Here is a 22,798-nt window from a genome sequence, read left to right as displayed (position 1 = left end):
CAAAGTGGGGGGAAGAGGTAAGGAGTGAGTGAACCAATGTTTATGGGGGAGTTCCAACATAGCATTGACGAGAAAGGCCGAATCATTATTCCGGCCAAGTTTCGCGACCTCCTAGGGACTTCTTTCGTCGTCACCCGCGGGCTCGACCAGTGTCTTTTCGTATATCCGCAACAGGAGTGGGAAGTCCTGGAACAAAAGCTTAAAGCCCTGCCGCTGATGAAATCCGATGCGCGTGCGTTTACGCGGTTTTTTTTCTCCGGGGCGACGGAATGCGAATGGGATAAACAGGGAAGGGTAAATTTACCCCCCAATTTGAGGCAGTATGCCAAACTGGAGAAGGATTGCGTTGTACTGGGCGTGTCGAACCGGGTAGAAATTTGGAGCCGGGATATTTGGGAGCACTACTTCCAACAATCCGAAGACACCTTTAACGAAATTGCCGAGAAGCTGGTTGATTTTGATTTTTGATTTGGAAAGAAAGATAGAGTCTGGAGGCGTAAGTCTTGTTTCATCACATCACGGTGCTTAAAAAAGAAGCGACAGAAGGGCTGCGCATCAAGCCGGACGGCATTTATGTGGATTGCACTTTAGGCGGAGGCGGCCATAGCTCCGTGATCCTGTCCCGGCTTGGGGAACGCGGCAGATTGATCGCGTTTGACCAGGATGACTGGGCTCTGGACAATGCCAGAGAACATCTGGCATCCTACAGTGGCCGTCTGACCTTGGTCAAGAGCAACTTTCGCCATTTACAGCAGAAGCTGCTTGAGGTTGGCGTTCCGACGAAAGATGGTATACCGCAGGTGGACGGTGTTTTGTTTGACCTCGGCGTATCCTCTCCCCAATTTGACGAAGGAGAGCGGGGGTTCAGCTATAACGCCGACGCTCCGCTGGATATGCGCATGGATCAATCCGCATCGCTAACGGCCAGGGATATTGTGAATGAGTGGCCGGAACGCGAAATAGCAAGAATTTTGTTCCAATATGGCGAAGAGAAGTTCTCCAGACGAATCGCCTCGGTCATTGCGCAGCGAAGGCAGGAGGCGCCGGTGGAAACGACCGGAGAATTGGTCGAATTAATCAAGGAAGGGATTCCTGCGGCGGCTCGCCGAACCGGCGGCCATCCGGCGAAGCGAAGCTTTCAGGCGTTGCGGATCGCCGTAAACGATGAATTAGGCGCTTTGGAAGAAGGGCTTCACGCCGCGGTCCGGTGTCTCGCCCCCGGGGGAAGAGCTTCGGTGATTACGTTTCACTCGTTGGAAGATCGGATCTGTAAACAAATTTTTGCCAGCTATGTGGAAAAGTGCACCTGTCCCCCTGATTTTCCCATGTGTGTATGCGGCGGTCAGGGACAACTGAAACTGGTCAACAGAAAGCCGCTCGTTCCTTCAGCGGAGGAACTGGAACAAAACCCGCGGGCGCGTTCGGCGAAATTGCGTGTAGCGGAGAAACTGCAATCAAGTGCGGAGGAAGTGTGAAATGGCGTATACACGGGGGAATTTGGCAGTCAAAGAAAAAACGGCGGAACGCGGTCACCAGTCCCAGCGTTACCGGGAGACCACAAAAGTAGTTACCCGGCGGGCACCGCTTCCGGTCAAAGAGAAGCTGCTTTATTTGGCGACGATTGTATTTTGCGTGGCGATCATGGGCGGCTTGTTGGTGCAAAACGCGAATCTCTACAGTATCAAACGTGATATTTTCAATTTGAACGCGGATATCCAGAAGATTCAGGTGCAGGTGAAGGAAATGGCCGTTCAAAAAGAAAAGCTGGAGGAGAAAATTCCGGAGGAAGCCGCCAAACTCGGCTACGTTTCGCCTGCGGCAGAAGGGTTCCACATTCAAATTCCTGTCGGTCTGAAAGCGTCCGGGTCCGCGGAGTAAGCGGGTCCGGGCACAAATCATAGAATCACGAGGTATTGCCATGATCAAGAGAATAAAACTTCGGACGCTGCTGATAGGGGGATGCATTACCCTCTTTTTTACTGTTCTTATAGGTAGAGTGTTCTGGATTCAGGTCGTGGAGGCCAGCTTTTGGCAGGGCCATGCCGAAGAAATCTGGTCAAAAGAGAAAAAACTGCCGGCTACGCGCGGTACCATTACCGACCGGAACGGGGACGTATTGGCCATCGATGCCCCGGCCTATACCGTGGCGGTCAATCCCAAGCTGATCCACAAATTGAATTTGCAGAACGAAGTGGTGGAAGGGCTCCATAACTTGCTTGGCAAAGACAAGCTCCAACTGGAAGAAATCGTCAACGCCAAGAAGGAGGACGGAACTTTCTTAGCGCAGCGGGAGGTCCGCTACGAAGGCTGGAAAATCGATCAGGAGCTGCGGGACAAAGTCGAGGCTTTTACTAATGAACTGGAGAAAAAGCACAAGGTTGAGGATGCCGGTATTTATTTGCTAAAAGAGCAAAAACGGTATTATCCGAAAAAAGATCTAGCGGCCCATGTGCTGGGATATACGGACCGGGACGGGAAAGCGGTCTCGGGCCTCGAAGCGGCTTATGACAAAGAACTGAGCGGCATTGACGGCAAGCTCCAATACAAGAGCGATGGCCGGGGAATCGAGATTCCCAAAGCGAGCGAGATCTATCAGCCCGTTAAAAATGGAGAAAATATCCGGCTGACGATCGACGGGACGATACAGTATTATATCGAAGAAGCGATGAAGGAAGCTTTCGATCAATTGAAGCCGATCAGTATGACGGTCATTGCCGCGGATCCAAAGACGATGGACATTCTCGGCATGGCCAATTTGCCGACCTATGATCCGAATCAGTACTGGGCCGATGTGGACCAAAAGAACTTTTACAACCATGCGATCAAGTCGGTCTACGAGCCGGGATCCACGTTTAAAATCGTGACATTGGCGGGCGCCGTCGAGGAGGGATTGTTCAATCCCGAGGCGGAATATATGTCCGGAAGCATTCGCGTTCCCGGGCAAACCATTCACGACATGAAACGTTCGGGATGGGGGCGTATTAGCTATTTGTTAGGGGTTAAACGTTCCAGTAACGTCGCCTTCGTTAAGCTTGGATACGAGATGCTAGGTCCTGAGCGACTGAAACAATATGTGGATGAGTTTGGTTTCGGCCAAAAGACGGGGATTGAGCTGCCCGGCGAAGCGGCCGGGGTCGTAACGCCGAAGCAGCAGGCGGACTTTGCGGCGATGGCTTACGGGCACGGCAAGCTGCTCGTCACGCCACTGCAGCAGGTCGCTGCGGTTGCGGCCGTGGCAAATGGCGGGAAACTGCTGGAGCCGCATATCGTCAAATCCATTACCGACCCGCAAACCGGGGAAACGACGGAAACAGAAGTCAAAGAGATCCGGCAAATCCTTACCCCGGACAAAGCGAAGGAAGTCAGCGAAATTCTGGAGCAGGTCGTTTCCGACCAGAAAATCGGTACCGGGCGGCACGCGTATATCGAGGGCTACCGGGTCGCCGGTAAAACGGGAACGGCGGTTAAAGTAGTTAACGGGAAATACGACTACACGAAACAGGTCGTTTCTTTCATCGGTTACGCGCCGGTGGATGATCCCAAAGTCGTCATGCTCGTGCTCATCGACGAACCAAGGGACTCGGAGCTCGGCGGCGGTGCCGCGGCGGCGCCGGTGTTTCAAAAAATTATGAAACAGACGCTGCAGTACATGGGCGTTCCGAAAAATATGAACGACAAAGCTCAATCGGCCGGGACGGAAAGCAGCGGCGGCATTAAAGCGCCGGAGTTAACCGGGCTTTCCTTGCAGGATGCAAAAAATAAACTTGGGGAAAAGGGGGTTTCCTACGTCACCCTGGGGGGAGGCAAGGAACTCGTGTCCCAGTTCCCGAAAGCGGGGAGTACGTTAAAGGCCGGCCAATACATGTATCTGCTGACCGAGGAAGGCGAGAAAATGGCCATTCCGAACCTGAGCGGCAAATCGTTAAGAGAAGCGATGGAGCTGCTCTCGGCCCTTCAGGTCTCCGTGACGGCCGAAGGCGAAGGGTACGTGGTTTCCCAGACGGCCTCCGAGGAAAAAGGCCGGCGTAAGGTGCACCTTGTGCTCGAGCCGCCGGTAAAAGATCCGGCGGAGACGGAGGCGGATTCCGAGGAGGACGCCTCTTCCGGTGATAGCGGCGGTGGCGGTGAGAACGCCGCGGCAAACGGCGGAGAGAGCGGAGATTCTTCGCCCTAGCTTGTTCTAACCCCTGTTTGTCCTGAATATTCATGTGAAGAGATCGACCACATGTTTTTGGATGGACAGGGGGCTATCGTGATGAGAATATCCAAAGTAACGGTCAGACGAAGATTATTCGTATTGCTCATGCTGCTTTGTCTGCTGTTCGCCGCTCTAGTAATCCGGCTGGCTTATGTGCAGCTCGGCCAGGGAGAAGAGCTATCGGCCAAGGCGGAGGATTCCTGGCGCCGCAATATCCCTTACTCCGCGAAGCGGGGGGAAATCACCGACCGGAACGGCGCGGTGCTGGCCTACAATATTACGACGCCGACCGTTATGGCCATTCCGGTGCAGGTGAAATCGCCCGAAACGACGGCGAAAAGCCTGGCTCCCTTGCTGGGAATGAGCGAGGAAGCCGTGCTTAAGGCGATTACCAAGAGACAATCCATAGTCAGGCTGCAGCCCGGCGGACGCAAAATTACGATGGAAAAAGCGCAGCAAATTCGTGATTTGGCTCTTCCGGGTATTGTCGTTGCCGAGGACAATAAAAGGTACTATCCCTATGGGGGCCTCGCCGCCCATATTCTAGGGTTCACCGGCGGCTACAATCAAGGCTTGACCGGCGTGGAGAGCAAGTATGACAATAAGCTGAGCGGCATGAACGGAAGCGTCTCGTACTTGTCGGACGCGGGGGGCAGGCTGATGCCCGGCTCATCCGAAAAGTACGTCGAACCGAAAGACGGTTTGAGCTTGACGCTGACGATTGACAAATCGATTCAGAGCATCATGGAACGCGAGCTGGATCAGGCGATGGCCCGGCATCAGGCCAATTCGGCGCTGTCGATCGCGATGAATCCGAAAACCGGGGAGATTCTGGCGATGGCCGCGAGGCCGGGATATGAGCCCGCGGAATATCAAGAGGTGGACCCGGCGGTATACAACCGAAATCTCCCGATCTGGATGACCTATGAGCCCGGCTCCACATTTAAAATCATCACCCTATCGGCCGCTCTGGAAGAAAAAAAGGTGGACCTGCACCATGAGCAGTTCTTCGACCCGGGCTATGTCAAGGTGGGCGGAGCTTCGCTGCGCTGCTGGAAAAGAGGCGGACACGGCAGCCAAACCTTCCTTCAGGTTGTGGAAAATTCCTGTAACCCCGGGTTTGTCGCGCTTGGTCAGCGCCTCGGGAAGGAAACTTTGTTTAAGTACATTAAGGATTTCGGCTTTGGTACAAAAACGGGGATTGACCTGGCCGGGGAAGAAAACGGCATTTTGTTCAAGATGTCCCGCGTAGGCCCTGTCGAACTCGCGACAACTTCCTTTGGTCAAGGGGTCTCGGTGACGCCGATTCAGCAAATTACGGCGGTTTCGGCGGCAATCAACGGAGGCAAGCTGTTTAAACCGTTTGTGGCTAAATCCTGGAGTAATCCTGACACAGGGGAAGTGGTATTCACCAATGAACCCCAGCTCGTTCGGCAGGTGATTTCCGAAGAAACGTCCAAGCAGGTTCGCGAGGCGCTTGAGAGCGTGGTGGCAAAGGGAACCGGCGGAAACGCCTTTATCGACGGGTACCGGGTCGGAGGGAAGACGGGAACCGCGCAAAAGGTCATTAACGGCCGCTATTCGCAAAACGAGCATATCGTTTCGTTTATCGGCTTTGCTCCGGCGGACGACCCGCAGATCGTCGTTTACACCGCGGTGGACAATCCGCAGGGAATTCAGTTCGGCGGCGTAGTGGCGGCGCCGATTGTACGGAATATTCTGAAGGATGCGCTGGAATACATGAAGATTCCGCCGCGGCAGGAACAGGTCGCCAAAAAGTACAAATATGGCGAAACTCCGGTCGTCACGGTTCCCGATTTGATGGGGCACACCGTTCAGGAAATTTATGAAGATCTCAATATGAACTTTAATCTGGCCAAATCGGGCGCGGGCAACGTGGTGATTAACCAAGCGCCGAAACCGGGGACGCGGGTCGACCGGGGTTCGACCATCCGGATTTATATGGGCACCGAGGAGGACGCCGAGCGAGGCGGACTTCATGAACATCAGGATGAATCATCCTGAACCGCGCCAACTTTGGTGATAATTATGAATAAGGTTGTTTTTTCAGAAATTGACGGAGGGGTAACTTATGCTGCTTAAAGATTTAGCGACTTATATCATCGGAAGCGAAATCCGGGGCGATGCCGGCACGGAATGCCGGGGAATCTCGATCGATTCGCGAAAAATATCGCCCGGGGATTTGTTCATCTGCCTGCCGGGCCATACGGTCGACGGCCATGACTTTGCGCAGAAGGCGGCGGAAGCGGGGGCAGCGGCGCTTGTCGTACAACGCTGGTTGGAGAATAACCCGCTGCCGCAGCTTAAGGTCAAGGACAGCCGGGTGGCGATGGCGGTGCTGGGCAATGTGGTTTTCGATTTCCCCAGCTCCCGTATGAAAGTGATCGGAGTCACCGGAACGAACGGGAAAACGACGACGACGTATTTAATCGAACGGATCTTGCAGGATCAAGGGAAATCCGCCGGCTTGATCGGAACGATCCAGCGCCGTTATGCCGGACAGACGTTTCCGATGTCCGGAACGACGCCGGAGTCGCTGGATTTGCAGCGTTATTTGCATGAGATGAAGGAAGCAGATACGGATTACTGTGTTATGGAGGTTTCCTCGCACGCGCTGGATCAAGGACGCGTTAAAGGAACGAAATTCCGTACGGCGGTGTTTACCAACCTGACGCAGGACCATTTGGATTATCATAAATCGATGGAGGAATACCGTGCGGCGAAAGGGTTGTTCTTCTCGCGCCTCGGCAATACTTATGCTTCTTCCCCGGATGAGCGCAGCTATGCCGTGCTTAATGCCGACGATCCGGCTTCCTCTTATTTCGCCAAGCAGACGGCGGCTGAGATCATTACTTATGGTGTGGATCAAGAAGCGGATGTGCGGGCGTCGAACATCCGGATTACGGCGAAAGGAACCTCTTTTCACGCGGCCACTTTCCTGGGAAATATTGATATCACCTTAAAAATGGTAGGGAAGTTCAATGTGTATAACGCGCTGGCGGCGATGACGGCCGCCCTGCTCGAAGGAATTGAACTGCAGGACATTAAGGCGAGCCTGGAAGCCGTTCCGGGCGTGGACGGCCGGGTGGAAGCGGTGGACGAAGGTCAGCCGTTCGCGGTTATCGTGGACTATGCGCATACGCCGGACGGCCTCGAAAATGTGTTGAACGCCGTTAACGAATTTGCCAAAGGGCGGGTCATCTGCGTGTTCGGCTGCGGGGGCGACCGGGACCGGACCAAGCGGCCGCTCATGGGCAAAATCGCAGCGCGTCTGTCGGGCCATGTCATCGTGACTTCCGATAACCCGCGCACAGAGGACCCCGGGCTCATTCTGAAGGATATCGAGGCGGGACTTGAAGAGGATCGGGTGCCGCGCGACCGTTACGAACTGATTGTGGACCGCCGCGAAGCCATTCAAAAGGCTATTGAAATGGCAAGCCCCGAAGATGTAGTATTGATTGCGGGGAAGGGCCATGAGACCTACCAATTGATCGGCAAAGAGGTGCACGATTTTGATGACCGGATCGTCGCCAAAGAAGCGATAAGGGGTTTGAACAAGTGATTAAACGTAAACTAGCGGAAATCGCCGCGATGGCCGGCGGACAATTAGGAAATCCCGGCGATGCCGATATACTTATTGAAGGAGTTACCACCGATTCCCGCCGTATTTCGCCGGGCTGTCTGTTTATCCCGTTAGCCGGCGAGCGGTTTGACGGCCATGATTTTGCCGCGGAATGCCTTCAGGCTGGGGCCGGAGCCGTTCTTTGGTCGAAATCCCGGGGAGAAGCCCCGGGGCCTTGCGTGCTTGTGGACGATACCCTCGAGGCCCTGCAACGCCTCGCCAAAAGTTATTTGGCGGCGAGTCGCGCCCGCGTGGTCGGGATTACGGGAAGCAACGGGAAGACGACGACCAAGGACCTGCTTTTTTCACTGCTGGCCACAACTTTTAAAGTTCATAAAACGCAGGGCAACTATAACAATCACATCGGGCTGCCGTTGACGATTCTGTCCATGCCTGAAGATACGGAAATCGCCGTGCTTGAAATGGGGATGAGCGGCCGGCATGAAATCGAGCTTCTGTCCAAGCTGGCGGAGCCCGAGGCGGCCATCGTCACGAACATCGGGGAGTCGCATTTGCTGCAGCTCGGCTCCAGGCTGGAAATCGCCCGCGCCAAGCTGGAAATTTTGTCCGGGCTCCAAGAGGGAGGGCTTTTTGTCTATAATGGGGACGAACCTCTCATCACCCAGGTTCTGGCGGAGCCGGCCACGGTTAAACCGGCAGCGTTGAAGCTGTCGACCTTCGGACTCGATCCCGGCAATGAGGATTATCCGATCGGCATCATGCACCTGGAGGACAAAACGGTATTTACTTCGCACGCGCTAGGAGATATCTCTCTTGAGCTGCCGCTGCCCGGCGAGCACAATGTCGTGAACGCTTTGGCGGCGCTGGCTGTAGCGACATACTTTGGTGTGTCCGAACAAGCGCTTGCCGAAGGGCTAAAGCGGGTGGAACTGACAGGTATGCGTATCGAGACCGTTCGCGGCGTCAGCGGCATCACGATCCTGAACGATGCTTACAATGCCAGCCCGGCTTCCGTGAAAGCGGCGATCGGAGTATTGGAGAAGAAGCGCGGCTACCGGCAAAAAATCGCCGTACTTGGCGATATGCTTGAGCTTGGTGAGGATGAGGTCGAATACCATCGGGAAGTCGGCAGATTCTTAAGCCCGGGAAAAACGGATATGCTGTTTACTTACGGGAAGCTCGGAGCGGCCATCGCCGAAGGGGCGGCGGAGCGTTTGGAGAAAGAACGCATCTTCTCCTATCGGGATAAAAACGAGCTGATTGAAGCGCTGATTCCCCGGCTGCATCCGCAGGATGTTCTTCTCGTCAAGGCATCGCGCGGCATGAAGCTGGAGGAAGTCGTCGACGCGGTCAAAACCAGCAGCCTTCATCGATAAATCCGGCGAAAGGGGGGTGATCCCAATGGACTTTGGACTCATACTATTAACGATTGGCGTATCTTTTATATTAGCGGTGATCTCGGCCCCTTTGCTGATTCCTCTGCTGCGGCGCATGAAATTCGGGCAGCAGATCCGCGGCGAAGGGCCGCAAAGCCACCAGAAGAAGGCGGGAACGCCGACCATGGGCGGCATTATTATCATCTTGGCATTCACGCTCGCTTTTCTTAAATTTTCGGTCGTGAACACCGATTTTTATGTCTTGCTGATCGCCACGCTCGGCTTTGGGCTGGTCGGATTTCTGGACGATTACATCAAGATCGTGTTCAAAAGATCGCTGGGGCTGACGCCGAAGCAAAAAATGTTCGGGCAGCTGCTGTTTTCCGGCACCATCTGCGCGCTTTTGATTTCGGAAGGACACAGCACGGCGATCGGCATCCCGGGGACCGGCTTTTCGTTTGATTGGGGCCCGTGGTTTTACTATCCGTTTATCATTTTTATGCTGATTGCCATCAGCAATGCCGTCAATTTTACCGATGGCCTGGACGGGTTGCTTTCGGGGGTAAGCGCGATTGCGCTGGGGGCCTATGCGGTTGTCGCGATGCAGGTGACCTCTCTTCCGGCGGCGGTTTGCGCGGCGGCCATGATCGGCGCGGTTTTGGGTTTCTTGGTATTTAACGCGCATCCGGCCAAGGTGTTTATGGGCGATACGGGCTCGCTCGGGATCGGCGGAGCCATTGGGGCCATCGCGATTATCACGAAGAGCGAACTGTTGTTCCTCGTGATCGGCGGCATTTTCGTCATTGAAATGCTATCCGTCGTGCTGCAGATCGTTTCTTTCAAGACGCGCGGGAAACGAATATTCAAGATGAGCCCGATCCATCATCATTTCGAACTATCGGGATGGTCGGAGTGGCGTGTTGTTGTCACGTTTTGGGCTGTTGGCCTGCTGCTGGCGGGCATCGGACTTTATTTGAACAAGGGGCTGTAGAAATGAAACATCCAGATGAATACCGGGGGCGCCAAGTGGTTGTACTCGGTCTAGCGAAGAGCGGATTGCAGGTCGCCAAAACCCTTCACCGAAGCGGCGCGGTCGTTACCGTCAACGATAGGAAGACGAGAGAGGAATGTCCCGAAGCATCCGAATTGGAAGCTTTGGGAATTTCTGTTGTATGCGGAGGTCACCCGGAGGGATTGATTCACGCCGGGGTCGAACTGGTGGTCAAGAACCCGGGAATCCCTTACAGTGCGCCACCCGTGGCCAAAGCGGAGGAATTGGGAATCGAAGTCGTGACCGAGGTGGAGGTGGCGTATCATCTGACTGAGGCTCCGATCATCGGCATTACCGGCTCCAACGGAAAAACGACAACGACTACATGGATCGGCAACATGCTCGAATCCGCCGGGCTCCATCCGCTCGTTGCCGGGAATATCGGAACGCCGCTGTGCGCGGCGGCGGAAGAGGCCCGTCCGGAGAACCGGCTGGTGGCCGAACTGAGCAGCTTTCAGCTCAAGGGGACGCGGGAGTTCCGCCCGGCGGTGGCGGTGTTGCTGAACGTTGCCGAGACTCATCTGGATTATCACGGCACGATGGAGGATTATGTTGCTTCCAAAGCCAAACTGTTCGCGAATCAGACGGAATCCGATATCGCCGTCATTAATTGGGACGACCCTGTCTGCCGCGAGCTGGTCCCTTATATCAAGGCGAAGCTGCTCCCCTTCTCCATGGCGGAGGAGCTGCGGACGGCGGGCGTTTATGTCCAGCCGTCCTTTATTCCCGGCGTTCAGGATAACTTGACCCGGCATATCGTTTACCGGGATGAAGCGGGTGCGGAACATCGCATTCTCGATATTGCGGAAATCGGCTTGGCGGGCCGTTTTAATGTGGGGAACGCACTGGCGGCCGCGGCGGCATCGCTGGCGGCCGGAGCCGCTCCCGAAGCGCTTGCCGGACCACTCCGCTCCTTCCGGGGAGTCGAGCATCGGCTCGAGTTCGTGGAAGTGAAATCCGGCGTCGCGTATTACAACAATTCCAAGGCGACTAATTCGAAAGCGACGGTTACGGCGTTAGGCGCGCTGGATCGGCCGATCGTGCTGATTGCCGGCGGCCTGGACCGGGGCTCCGATTATATGGAGCTGCTGCCCGCCTTTAAGGAGAGAGTCAAAGCCGTGGTGGCGATCGGCCAGACGAAGGAGAAAATCGGCCGGGTCGCCGAACTGGCGGGTCTAAGCGATATCGTGCTGGTCGATACTGGAACCAGCGCCGCCGATACGCTGCGGGAAGCGATCAATGCTGCCGCGGAACTGGCCGCCGATGGGGACATCGTGCTGCTGTCCCCGGCTTGCGCCAGCTGGGACATGTTCTCGTCCTATGAAGAGCGTGGACGCATTTTTAAAGAGGCGGTGCATACCCTTTAAGTAGGGGGGTGGAAAAGCCCCTACTTTCTGTCAAGAGGTGGCTTCCACGATGGTCAAAAACCGCACGGCACCGGATTTTTGGTTAATGGCCAGCATTATCGGCCTGCTGGTGATCGGGATTGTGATGGTTTACAGCGCGGGCTCCGTACTCGGTTTTCACGATTACGGCGATCCGTTTTATTTTGTGAAACGGCAGTTGTTCTTTGCCGTCCTCGGTTTGGTGGCCATGTTCTTCACTATGAACCTGGACTACCGGATCATGAAAAAGTATGCCAAAGTCGCTTTGCTCGCCTGTTTTGTGCTGCTTGTCGCCGTGCTGATCCCCGGCATCGGGGTTGTGCGCGGCGGGGCACGGAGTTGGCTCGGCATCAGTTCGTTCGGCATTCAGCCTTCAGAGTTTATGAAGCTCGGCATGATCCTGTTTCTATCGGTCTGGCTGAGCAAAGAGGACTACCGGATTACCCACTTTACGCGGGGCCTTTTGCCGCCGCTCGGGTTGATCGGCCTCGCATTCGGACTGATCATGCTTCAGCCGGATTTGGGGACGGGCACAGTGATGATGGGCGCCTCGATGCTCATCGTATTCACGGCCGGGGCCCGCATCAAGCATTTGGCGGGCTTGGCGGCGGTCGGCGTACTCGGCTTCATCGGGCTGATCCTGGCGGCCCCTTACCGGCTGCAGCGGATCACCGCTTTTCTGGATCCCTGGTCCGACCCGCTGGGGGCCGGGTACCAGATCATTCAATCGCTGTACGCGATCGGCCCCGGGGGACTGGCCGGGCTGGGACTCGGCATGAGCCGGCAAAAATACAGCTACGTGCCCGAACCGCAGACGGATTTTATTTTTTCTATTCTTACTGAAGAACTGGGCTTTATCGGGGGCATGATTGTGCTCCTGCTGTTTATGATTTTGGTTTGGCGAGGCATGAGGGTAGCGATGACGGTTGACGATATGTTCGGCAGCCTGCTGGCGGTCGGCATTGTCGGCATGGTGGGCGTGCAGGTCGTCATCAATATCGGGGTTGTCATTGGCCTCATGCCCGTCACGGGGATTACACTCCCGCTGATCAGCTACGGGGGGTCCTCCCTGACATTGATGCTGACGGCACTCGGCATTTTACTGAATCTATCACGTTATGCGAGGTGAGGAATATGCGCGTCGTTCTGAGCGGCGGCGGTACGGGGGGGCACATTTACCCCGCGCTCGCCGTGGCAAGCAGGTGCGCTGCGGAATTTCCGGAATCCGAATTTTTATATATCGGCGGACAGCGGGGCTTGGAGAGCACCCTGGTTCCGAAAACGGGCATTCCCTTTGAAGCGATCGATATTACCGGCTTTCGTCGGAAACTTTCCTTTGAAAATATGAAAACAGTCATTCGTTTCCTGAAAGGCGTCGGCCGTTCGAAGCAATTGCTTCGGGAATTCAAGCCTGACGTCGTGATCGGTACGGGCGGCTATGTTTGCGGGCCGGTTGTATATGCGGCCGCGAAGCTGGGGATTCCTAGCATTATCCATGAACAGAATGCGGTGCCCGGGCTGACGAACCGTTTCCTGAGCAAATACGTCTCCACGGTCGCCGTGAGCTTTGAAGGCTCCGAACAGGCTTTTCCGGGGGTAAAACATGTGATTTATACCGGGAATCCGCGGGCGACTACCGTATTTGAAGCGGACAAAAACAAAGGCTTTGCCTCCTTGGGACTGTCTCAGGGCAGTTCCATTGTGCTGGTTGTCGGCGGCAGCGGCGGGGCGAAGGCGATCAATCGGGTAATGATCGAGATGGCCCCATTTGTGCGGAATTTGAGTCACCTTGCGTTTGTTTACGTCACCGGGGAGGCGTATTATGAGCCAACCCGCCGGGAAATCCAGGCCCAAACGGGAGGAATCCCGAAGAATCTGATGATTAAGCCTTACGTTCACGAGATGCCCGAGGTGCTCGCGGCGACCTCGTTGATTGTCAACCGAGCCGGCGCTTCTTTCCTCGCGGAAATGACCTCGCTCGGGATTCCGTCCATTCTCATTCCGTCGCCGAACGTGACGAATAACCACCAGGAGAAAAATGCGAGAACCCTGGAAAAAGCGGGGGCGGCCCGCGTGATTTTGGAACCGGATCTGAACGGACAGAGGCTTTTCTCGTCCATCAAAGAGATTGTGTCAAACCCGGGCCTCCACGCCTCCATGTCGGAAGCGTCGCGGAAGCTCGGAAAGCCGGAATCGGCCGGCCTGATCGTCGAGGAGATACGGCGGCTTACCGAAGGTATACGCAAATAACCGGGGGAGCCGGTGGCCTTGGGCGAGTGTCACACTCTTCGTAAGGAAGGCATAAGATACCCTATACATCGTGACATTCTTACTTTAGTAAGGGATCGGGAAGAAGAGCGTTTGTCCCCCGGTCTATTGCGGACCCAGGCGCCGGGCTTTCTCCGGGGCAATACCGGATCATTCGGGCTTTAAAAAGAGAGAAAACGAGAATCCGGCATGTTTAAGAGGAGGGATATGCGATGCAGCAGTGGCTGTCGAAATTATCGCAACTTGAAATCGGAACGGTTCTGCTTAACGAACCGATGTCGAAATACACTACTTGGAAAATCGGCGGTCCCGCTGACGCTTTGGTCGTTCCGGAGAATAGGGAACAACTTGCGAGTCTCATTCGCCTGCTGCATGAAGAGCGGATTCCATGGATGATGATCGGCAAGGGCTCCAACATGCTCGTATCGGATAAAGGCATCCGCGGTGCCGTTATTAAGCTGGGCAAGGATCTGGAGAGCATTGAGTTCAACGGAACGGAAGTTACGGCCGGAGGCGGCGCATCCTTCGTCAGATTAAGCATTATGGCCGGAAAAAACGGCTTGACCGGTCTGGAATTTGCCGGCGGTATACCCGGAACGGTGGGGGGAGCCGTTTATATGAATGCCGGCGCCCATGGGTCCGATGTGTCACGCATCTTTAAATCCGCTGAAATTGTTCTGGAGACAGGTGAATTGGTAACCTACGGGGCTGAGGAGATGGAATTCGCTTACCGGCATTCCGTTCTGCACGACCGTCCGGGTATTGTGGCCCGAGCCCGTTTATCGCTGGAGGCGGGCGACCGGCTGGAGATTGCCGCCGCCATGGCGGCCTATAAGGACAGGCGCCGCAAGACGCAACCGCTGCAGCAGCCCTGTGCCGGAAGCGTGTTTCGCAATCCGCCCGGAGATCACGCCGCCCGGCTGATTGAAGCTGCCGACCTGAAAGGACGGAGGGTGGGCGGAGCCGAAATATCCGAACTGCATGCCAATTTCATCGTCAATAACGGGCAAGCGACAGCAGAGGACGTTCTTACGCTCATGGAGCAAATCAAGGACACCATTTCTTCCAAATATGAGATCGCACTGGTGCCGGAGGTCTACTTCGTGGGTGAACGGTAAACTCGGAGGTGATACATTGGACAAATTGGTGATCGAAGGCGGGAGACCCCTATCAGGATCCATTCGCATCCATGGAGCAAAAAATGCCGCCTTGCCGATCATGGCGGCCAGCTTGCTGACGGAAGGCAAGGTGAGACTTCGAAATGTCCCCCGGCTGCTCGATATTGACGTCATGCTCGGAATCCTGAACCGTTTGGGGTGTGCGGTAGTCCAGAAAGAGGATACGGTTCTCGTGGATACGGGCGGGGTCGTTTCAAGCCATGTGCCGGAAGACTTAATGAAGCAGATGCGGTCATCGATATTTTTGATGGGGCCTCTCCTGGCGAGATTCGGCGAGGTTTGCATTTATCAGCCCGGGGGTTGCGCGATCGGCGAACGGAAAATCGACCTGCATTTGCGAGGGTTGCAAGCGTTGGGAGCCCAGATTGAAGAAAGCAACAACCAAATCTGGTGCAGGGCCTCCAAATTGAGAGGAAGCGATATTCATCTGGACTTTCCCAGCGTCGGAGCGACGGAGAACATCATGATGGCCGCCACGCTGGCGGAAGGCACGACCACGATTACAAATGCGGCCAGGGAGCCGGAAATCCAGGACCTGCAAAATTTCCTGAACGCCATGGGCGCGAACGTGATCGGGGCGGGCACAGAGGCCATCACGATTCGCGGAGTGCGGGCGCTTGAACCTTGCGATTACGAAATCATTCCCGACCGGATCGTGGCGGGAACCGCGCTGATCGCGGCCGCGGCCACACGCGGAACCGTGACGCTTACCCATTGCAATCCGTCCCACTTGACCGCTCTGTTCCATGTGCTGCGGCGCGCCGGTGTTCAAATCGGGACCTGCGATGATATAATAACCGTAAGCAGCAGCGGCCGTCTGAAAGCTGTCGAGCGGATCGTAACTTCGCCCTATCCTTCTTTTCCCACTGATTTGCAATCCCAGGTGATGGTGCTGCTGTCGCTTGCCGACGGGCTTAGCCTGATGAAGGAAACGGTGTTTGAAGGGCGTTTCAAGCATGTGGATGAATTGGTCCGTATGGGAGCCGACATTTCGGTGGACCTGAACACCGCTTTTATCCGCGGGGTAGCAAGATTGTATGGAGCGACCGTGGAAGCTACGGATTTAAGAGCGGGGGCGGCTCTCGTCATCGCCGGATTGGCGGCCCAAGGAAAAACGGTAGTCGAACAGGTTCACCATATCGACCGCGGCTACGACCGGATTGAAACGATGTTCAGACGGCTTGGCGGCGTTATGCACCGGGAGACCCCGGCATTGAAGCAACTGGATTTGGCCTGATCCTGATCTGGATGGTCCCCTCCGGCGGAGGGGATACAGGCTTTATTTTAGACGATATCGGAGAAATGATATGCCAAAAACTACAGTACCTGTACTCAAAGAACCCCAGCAGAAAAAGAAAAGCAGCCGGAAGATTGCCGGCATTCTTTTTCTGCTCGTTCTCATCTTGCTTTGTGTATTATTCTTCCGTTCCTCTATCAGCAAAATATCGGAAATCTCTTTCGAGGGCAATACCTATCTTTCCGATAAGGAGCTGCTGGACATCTCCGGGTTAAAGATCGGCGCGCCGTTTTTTGGGACAAGCGCTTCCAAGATTGAGGCCAAATTGTCCGGAATAAAGTCCCTGCAGGAAGTCCGCGTGGATAAGTCTTTTCCTGGAAAGGTCCGGGTGGAGATTCAAGAGTACCCCGTCGTCGCTTACGAGCTGGCCGCGGACGGTCAATTGAACGGTCTTTTGGGCAACGGAACGAGGGTCAGTCTCGATAACGGATCCATGCCGATCGAGAAACCGATTTTGACGGGCTGGTCGTCGGACGACCCCAATTTGCCTAAACTATGCGGGACCTTGGCTAAAATTTCGGATGCCTTAACCTCAGAAATTTCGGAGATTACGCCTTCGCCCACCGTGTCCTACCCAGATCGGATCAAGATGTACACCCGATCCAAATTTGAGGTGATTTCGGCGATTTCCGTCTTGGCGGATAAGGCGGAGTACATGAACATGATTATGGATTCACAGGACCCGGGAATTTTAACCCTTTTGGAGGCCGATACGTATGTGCCTTACGAGACGCCTGAGGATGAAACGGCCGGTGAAAATGATACTACTCATAAATAACAATCAATGATAAAATACGTTTTATGGGCTAGTTTCCTCCCTCTTCTTTTTTTCTTTTTTTTACTCAAGTTAGGAACTTGCTTCTATCATGCGGGTATGCAAAACTTGGAAGCCAAAAATATTGTAGAAAAAAGAGGGAAAGGTTAACCGGCGTTGAATATGTAGAGAGTGCGTTTTTACAGTGACATTATATTTTTTATTTGGAAACAGGAGGTGCCAGGGGCTTGAGCAACAATGACATCATTGTTAGTTTGGACATCGGTACATCCAAAGTTCGTGCTATTATTGGGGAAATTAATAATGGAACCTTTAATATTATTGGGGTTGGATCTGCCGACTCGGAAGGAATTCGCAAAGGCGCGATTGTAGATATTGACCAGACGGTTCAGTCGATTCGCAGTGCTGTGGATCATGCCGAACGGATGGTAGGTATTCAAATATCGGAAGTGTATGTCGGCATTTCGGGAAACCATATCGGACTCCAAACGAGCCATGGAGTAGTAGCGGTTCAAAACGAAGACCGGGAAATCGGCGAAGACGATATCGACCGTGTCTTGAAGGCAGCCGAAGTGATCGCACTTCCTCCGGAACGTGAAATCATCGACGTTGTTGCCAAACAGTATGTGGTGGACGGCCTGGAGGGCATTAGTGATCCGCGGGGAATGATCGGTGTGCGTCTTGAAGTGGAAGCGACGATTGTGACTGGCTCCAAAACAGCGATACATAATTTGCTTCGCTGTGTGGAGAAATCGGGACTGAAGATCCGCGATCTTGTACTGCTGTCGCTGGGCGCGGGGCAATTGGCGCTCTCGAAAGACGAGAAAGTTATGGGCTCTGTCCTGGTGGACATCGGAGCCGGATCGACGACGATCGCCGTTTTTGAAAGCGGAACGATCGTAGCCACATCCACGTTGCCGATCGGGGGAGAGTTCATAACGAACGATATCGCTTACGGACTGCGTACGCTGACGGATCAAGCCGAGAAGGTGAAGCTGAAATATGGCTGCGCCTCGATCGAAGACGCCGCGCCGGAAGTCACTTTTAAGGTAACCCGCATCGGCAGCAATGTGGACAAGGAATTCACTCAAGAAGACCTGGCTGCGATTGCGGAGCCGCGGGTTCAGGAGATTTTCCAACTGATCGGGCAGGAAGTTAAGCGGCTTGGTTACAATGAACAGCCAGGCGGTTATATACTTACGGGAGGCACGGTCTCCATGCCGGGCTTGCTGAAGATCGCCCAGCAGGAGCTTGCCGCCAGCGTACGTATTGCCGTGCCGGATTATATCGGCGTGCGCGACCCGGGCTATACGGGAGGCGTCGGGATATTGTACAAGGTGATCAAGAATATCCGGGTTCGGAATGCGGGACCGAAGAAATCGGCGAATCGTCCGAAAGCCCCGGGACCGCAGGAAACCGTCCGGAAAACGGGCGTGATGGAACGCCTCAAGAAACTATTCAGCGAATTTATATAATTTGGGAAACCGCGATGGACGGGCCATCCATGCACAATGAGGGGGAGATGGAATAGTATGTTGGAATTTGATTTTGAAATGGAGAGCTTGGCTCAAATAAAAGTCATCGGATGCGGCGGCGGCGGAAGCAATGCCGTAAACCGGATGATCGAAAACGGAGTACAGGGCGTAGAGTTCATTACGGTGAATACGGATGCCCAGGCTCTTCATTTGGCCAAGTCTGAGCATAAACTGCAAATCGGCGACAAATTGACCCGCGGTCTCGGTGCCGGCGCCAATCCGGAAGTCGGCAAGAAAGCGGCCGAAGAATCCCGTGATCTGATCGCGAATACGCTGAAAGGCGCTGATATGGTGTTCGTCACCGCGGGAATGGGCGGCGGAACCGGTACGGGGGCAGCTCCGGTCATTGCGGAGATCGCTCGGGAATGCGGCGCGCTTACCGTTGGCGTCGTAACCCGTCCGTTTACCTTTGAAGGGCGGAAACGTTCCTCGCAAGCCGATATGGGGATTGAAGCTCTCAAAGAAAAGGTCGATACGTTAATCGTTATTCCTAACGACCGTCTGCTTGAAATTGTGGATAAGAAAACGCCGATGCTGGAAGCGTTCCGTGAGGCGGATAACGTGCTGCGTCAGGCTGTTCAAGGCATATCCGACCTGATCGCCGTTCCCGGCTTGATCAACCTTGACTTTGCGGACGTCAAGACGATCATGACCGAACGCGGCTCCGCGTTGATGGGAATCGGTCTTGCAAACGGCGAGAACCGCGCGGCGGAAGCGGCGCGCAAGGCGATTATGAGCCCGCTGCTGGAAACCTCGATCGAAGGAGCGCGAGGCGTGATTATGAACATTACCGGCGGCGCGAATCTTTCGCTTTATGAAGTCAATGAAGCCGCGGAAATCGTCATTTCGGCTTCCGATCCCGAGGTGAATATGATTTTCGGAGCGATCATTGACGAGAATATGAAGGACGATATCAAGGTGACGGTTATTGCGACCGGATTCGAGCATAAAGCACCTCCTGTAATGCCTGGCCGCAAGCCGGTAGCAGGTGTCTCGGAACAGCAGGAGAATCGCGCTACGTCCTCCACGCTGAGACCTTTCGGGAATCAGCCAAGCGGAGACCAGTTGGATATACCTACTTTCCTTCGCAATCGTCGGAACAACAACGAATAATATTTTCTCGCAAGTCTTCCCCGAAGACCTTGTCCTGCTGCCAGGACAAGGTCTTTTTTTCTCTACCTTATAAGTTTAATTTAAGAAAATCTGGGACGGGCAGCGATCGGAAGAACATTTCACACGGCGGCCGTACATGTAAATCAATAGCTCAATTTATATAGATGAGAAAAACGACAAAATTAGTGGGCTTCCGCTTTCAATTTTAGACAGACTTTACATAGGGAACTCTATATACTGATAAGCATCTCCACGTCAATAGGCGCTAGATTTTAAGAGCCAAAAGCGGGCAGGTGAAGAACGTATGGTTGTTTATATCGATTTGATATTTCTAATGAACCTGCTGATCGATGCCGCGCTGCTAGCGATGACCGCTTGGTTGCGAAAACGCAAGGTGGTTTATTGGCGCCTGGGTCTCTCGGCTGCGGTCGGGGCGTTCTATGTCGTGATGATGTTTCTACCGGCATTGTCGTTTTTGTTTACGTTCCTGGTCAAATTTTTGTTTTCCGTCGTCATGCTGTGGATCGCCTTCGGTTTTGGCGGTTTGCAGAACTACTTGCGGAACTTAGGAGCGTTTTACATAGTGAATTTTGCGGCAGCCGGCGGGATTTTGGGCATTCATTATCTCTTGCAAAGCTCAGGTGAGCTATGGAACGGAATCTGGTACTCGGCGACAGGCGGACTCGGATTTTCGCTGCAGGTTGGAGTCGTGTTTACGCTGGCCCTGTTTGTCATTGTCCTGCTCTGGTTCAAATGGGTCATATCTTCCCGGCGAAGGCAGGAAATGATGACATCGTATCTGGCTGAAATCCGGGTACGGATCGGGGATGCGGACGTGAGCTGTACGGGGCTGATCGATACGGGCAATCACTTAACCGATCCGCTCAGCCGGCTGCCGGTCATGGTGATGGAGGCCTCCCTCTGGAAGGATTTCCTGCCGGACTTGGAGGCTGGACAAGGAAGCGGAAACGAGGCGGACAACCTTATTCTGAAATGGACGGAGGATGACTCCTTTCCTTGGCGTGATCGGCTGCGTTTGGTCCCTTTTCGCGGCGTGAACAGAGGATCGCAGTTTATGCTGGCTTTGAAGCCGGACGAGGTGGTCGTCCGAAAAGACGGCGGGGAATTCAAAACCGCCCGCGTGCTTGTGGGGCTGGATCGAGGAAGCTTATCGGCGGAAGGAAGATTTCAAGCAATCGTCCACCCGGCATTAGTGGAGGAGTTGGCGGAAACCGGGAACTTCAAGGGGACGGATACGGCGAATCCTTCGGAAACGCCGGGAACTCCGTTCGGCGGATATGCAAAAAGCGGGTAATCAGGGCGCGAGTTTATCGGAAAAACTGGAACGTAATCGTGGGGGGAAGAAGGCCATGCGTGTAAAGTGGAAGTTGATGCTGCAACTGCAGTACTATCGTTTATTGTTTCTATTTGGGCTAAAGAGTGAAGAAATCTATTATATCGGCGGGAGTGAAGCGCTTCCGCCTCCATTGACGCGCGAGGAAGAAGAATATTTGCTGCAGAGGCTCTCGACCGGCGATTCCGCCATCCGGGCCATGCTGATCGAACGAAATCTCAGGCTGGTCGTATATATCGCCAGGAAATTCGAAAATACGGGGATCAATATCGAGGACCTGGTCTCCATCGGTACGATCGGACTGATCAAGGCCGTCAATACGTTTGATCCCGAGAAGAAAATCAAACTGGCGACCTATGCCTCCCGCTGTATCGAAAATGAAATTTTGATGTACTTGCGCCGAAACAGCAAAATTCGGACGGAGGTATCTTTTGACGAACCGCTCAATATCGATTGGGACGGAAACGAGCTGCTACTGTCCGATGTGCTGGGGACGGAGAACGATACGATTTACCGCAATATTGAAGAGCAGGTGGACCGCAAGCTGCTGCATAAGGCGCTCGACAAGCTGAGCGAGCGGGAACGCATGATTATGGAGCTCCGGTTTGGACTGGTGGACGGAGACGAGAAGACCCAAAAGGATGTTGCCGATCTGCTGGGGATTTCACAATCCTACATTTCCAGACTGGAGAAACGAATAATTAAGCGCCTCCGCAAGGAATTCAACAAGATGGTGTAGCTGCCGTCCGAGAGGAGGATTTTCAGGAATAAAAATACAGACCGGGGAGATAATGATCATTAATGTTTCTCCTTGGGAGGTAAAGACTTGATGACCCGAAACAAAGTCGAGATTTGCGGCGTCGATACCGCAAAATTGCCCGTTCTAACCAATGCGGAAATGCGTGAATTGTTCCACTCTTTGCAGCAGGACCACGTAAGATCAGCCAGAGAAAAGTTAGTGAATGGCAACCTCAGACTCGTACTGAGTGTCATCCAACGGTTCAACAATCGGGGGGAGTATGTAGACGACTTGTTTCAAGTAGGCTGCATCGGACTCATGAAAGCTATCGATAATTTCGATTTATCGCAGAACGTCAAATTTTCGACCTATGCAGTGCCGATGATCATCGGGGAAATTCGCCGCTATTTGCGTGACAATAACCCGATCCGCGTTTCCCGCAGTTTAAGGGATATCGCCTACAAAGCACTGCAGATGCGCGATAGCCTGACGAACCAAAATTCGCGTGAGCCGACGATCTTTGAAATTTCGGAAGCGCTCGGCTTGCCGAAAGAGGATGTCGTTTTCGCCTTGGACGCGATCCAGGACCCGGTCTCGCTGTTTGAACCGATTTACCACGATGGGGGAGACCCGATCTATGTCATGGATCAGATCAGCGATGACAAGAACAAGGACGTCTCCTGGATTGAGGAGATCGCCTTGAGGGAAGCGATGCAGCGGTTGGGGCGCAGGGAAAAGATGATTCTGTCGATGCGCTTTTTCGAAGGCAAAACCCAGATGGAGGTCGCCGACGAAATCGGGATCTCGCAAGCCCAGGTGTCCAGGTTGGAGAAAGCCGCCATTTTGCAAATGCAGAAACATGTGAAATCGTAGTCCGGAAGGACACTGAAGCAGCCCGATTTTATGCGGTCCCTTTTATAGGGAC

Annotated in this window: 19 protein-coding genes; all 19 read left to right on the top strand. The window is 54.2% G+C overall.

The genetic code is table 11. The annotated features are described in order from the left end of the window. Positions 1–36 precede the first annotated feature (36 nt). Complete coding sequence (gene mraZ / locus V4U84_RS12970) at positions 37–468, top strand: division/cell wall cluster transcriptional repressor MraZ (RefSeq protein ID WP_334072070.1); 432 nt, start codon at positions 37–39, stop codon at positions 466–468. A gap of 35 nt (positions 469–503) precedes the next feature. Then, positions 504–1,475: a 16S rRNA (cytosine(1402)-N(4))-methyltransferase RsmH gene (rsmH, locus tag V4U84_RS12965; RefSeq protein ID WP_334071908.1), complete on the top strand. Its 972-nt coding sequence runs from the start codon at positions 504–506 to the stop codon at positions 1,473–1,475. A 1-nt stretch (position 1,476) separates the two neighbouring features. Next, positions 1,477–1,878: a hypothetical protein gene (locus tag V4U84_RS12960; protein WP_334071907.1), complete on the top strand. Its 402-nt coding sequence runs from the start codon at positions 1,477–1,479 to the stop codon at positions 1,876–1,878. A 40-nt stretch (positions 1,879–1,918) separates the two neighbouring features. Beyond that, positions 1,919–4,174: a penicillin-binding transpeptidase domain-containing protein gene (locus V4U84_RS12955; RefSeq protein WP_334071906.1), complete on the top strand. Its 2,256-nt coding sequence runs from the start codon at positions 1,919–1,921 to the stop codon at positions 4,172–4,174. A gap of 81 nt (positions 4,175–4,255) precedes the next feature. Continuing rightward, positions 4,256–6,223, top strand: coding sequence for a stage V sporulation protein D (locus tag V4U84_RS12950; protein ID WP_334071905.1), 1,968 nt, complete (start codon positions 4,256–4,258; stop codon positions 6,221–6,223). Between the two features lie 67 nt (positions 6,224–6,290). Further along, a complete protein-coding gene (locus V4U84_RS12945; RefSeq protein ID WP_334071904.1) occupies positions 6,291–7,781 on the top strand; it encodes a UDP-N-acetylmuramoyl-L-alanyl-D-glutamate--2,6-diaminopimelate ligase in 1,491 nt (496 codons plus the stop codon). Continuing rightward, entirely contained in the window at positions 7,781–9,178 is a 1,398-nt protein-coding gene (locus V4U84_RS12940; protein ID WP_334072069.1) for a UDP-N-acetylmuramoyl-tripeptide--D-alanyl-D-alanine ligase, read from the top strand. The genes V4U84_RS12945 and V4U84_RS12940 overlap by 1 nt, the downstream gene beginning before the upstream one ends. Before the next feature lie 25 nt (positions 9,179–9,203). Continuing rightward, on the top strand, positions 9,204–10,169 hold the full coding sequence (mraY, locus tag V4U84_RS12935; RefSeq protein ID WP_334071903.1) for a phospho-N-acetylmuramoyl-pentapeptide-transferase: 966 nt from the start codon (positions 9,204–9,206) through the stop codon (positions 10,167–10,169). Between the two features lie 2 nt (positions 10,170–10,171). Then, a complete protein-coding gene (gene murD / locus V4U84_RS12930) occupies positions 10,172–11,596 on the top strand; it encodes a UDP-N-acetylmuramoyl-L-alanine--D-glutamate ligase (protein WP_334071902.1) in 1,425 nt (474 codons plus the stop codon). 49 nt (positions 11,597–11,645) lie between these two features. Continuing rightward, positions 11,646–12,743, top strand: a complete 1,098-nt coding sequence (gene spoVE, locus V4U84_RS12925) for a stage V sporulation protein E (RefSeq protein WP_334071901.1) — start codon at positions 11,646–11,648, stop codon at positions 12,741–12,743. Positions 12,744–12,748: 5 nt separating this feature from the next. Beyond that, positions 12,749–13,864: an undecaprenyldiphospho-muramoylpentapeptide beta-N-acetylglucosaminyltransferase gene (murG, locus tag V4U84_RS12920; RefSeq protein ID WP_334071900.1), complete on the top strand. Its 1,116-nt coding sequence runs from the start codon at positions 12,749–12,751 to the stop codon at positions 13,862–13,864. 230 nt (positions 13,865–14,094) lie between these two features. Continuing rightward, the gene (gene murB, locus V4U84_RS12915) at positions 14,095–15,000 is read left to right on the top strand and encodes a UDP-N-acetylmuramate dehydrogenase (protein ID WP_334071899.1); all 906 of its coding nucleotides are present in this window, start codon (positions 14,095–14,097) and stop codon (positions 14,998–15,000) included. Between the two features lie 16 nt (positions 15,001–15,016). Beyond that, positions 15,017–16,297, top strand: a complete 1,281-nt coding sequence (gene murA / locus V4U84_RS12910) for a UDP-N-acetylglucosamine 1-carboxyvinyltransferase (protein WP_334071898.1) — start codon at positions 15,017–15,019, stop codon at positions 16,295–16,297. A gap of 70 nt (positions 16,298–16,367) precedes the next feature. Then, a complete protein-coding gene (locus V4U84_RS12905) occupies positions 16,368–17,135 on the top strand; it encodes a cell division protein FtsQ/DivIB (RefSeq protein ID WP_334071897.1) in 768 nt (255 codons plus the stop codon). A gap of 224 nt (positions 17,136–17,359) precedes the next feature. After that, positions 17,360–18,607: a cell division protein FtsA gene (ftsA, locus tag V4U84_RS12900; RefSeq protein ID WP_334071896.1), complete on the top strand. Its 1,248-nt coding sequence runs from the start codon at positions 17,360–17,362 to the stop codon at positions 18,605–18,607. A 57-nt stretch (positions 18,608–18,664) separates the two neighbouring features. After that, positions 18,665–19,780, top strand: coding sequence for a cell division protein FtsZ (gene ftsZ, locus V4U84_RS12895; RefSeq protein WP_334071895.1), 1,116 nt, complete (start codon positions 18,665–18,667; stop codon positions 19,778–19,780). 304 nt (positions 19,781–20,084) lie between these two features. Next, complete coding sequence (spoIIGA, locus tag V4U84_RS12890; RefSeq protein WP_334071894.1) at positions 20,085–21,095, top strand: sigma-E processing peptidase SpoIIGA; 1,011 nt, start codon at positions 20,085–20,087, stop codon at positions 21,093–21,095. 55 nt (positions 21,096–21,150) lie between these two features. Next, complete coding sequence (gene sigE / locus V4U84_RS12885; protein WP_334071893.1) at positions 21,151–21,873, top strand: RNA polymerase sporulation sigma factor SigE; 723 nt, start codon at positions 21,151–21,153, stop codon at positions 21,871–21,873. A 90-nt stretch (positions 21,874–21,963) separates the two neighbouring features. Continuing rightward, a complete protein-coding gene (sigG, locus tag V4U84_RS12880; RefSeq protein ID WP_334071892.1) occupies positions 21,964–22,746 on the top strand; it encodes an RNA polymerase sporulation sigma factor SigG in 783 nt (260 codons plus the stop codon). The last annotated feature ends 52 nt before the right edge of the window (positions 22,747–22,798 follow it).

It is taken from the genome of Paenibacillus sanfengchensis (assembly GCF_036864765.1).
Taxonomy (GTDB): Bacteria; Bacillota; Bacilli; order Paenibacillales; family Paenibacillaceae; genus Fontibacillus; species Fontibacillus sanfengchensis.
This window is presented reverse-complemented; position numbering and strand designations above follow the sequence as displayed.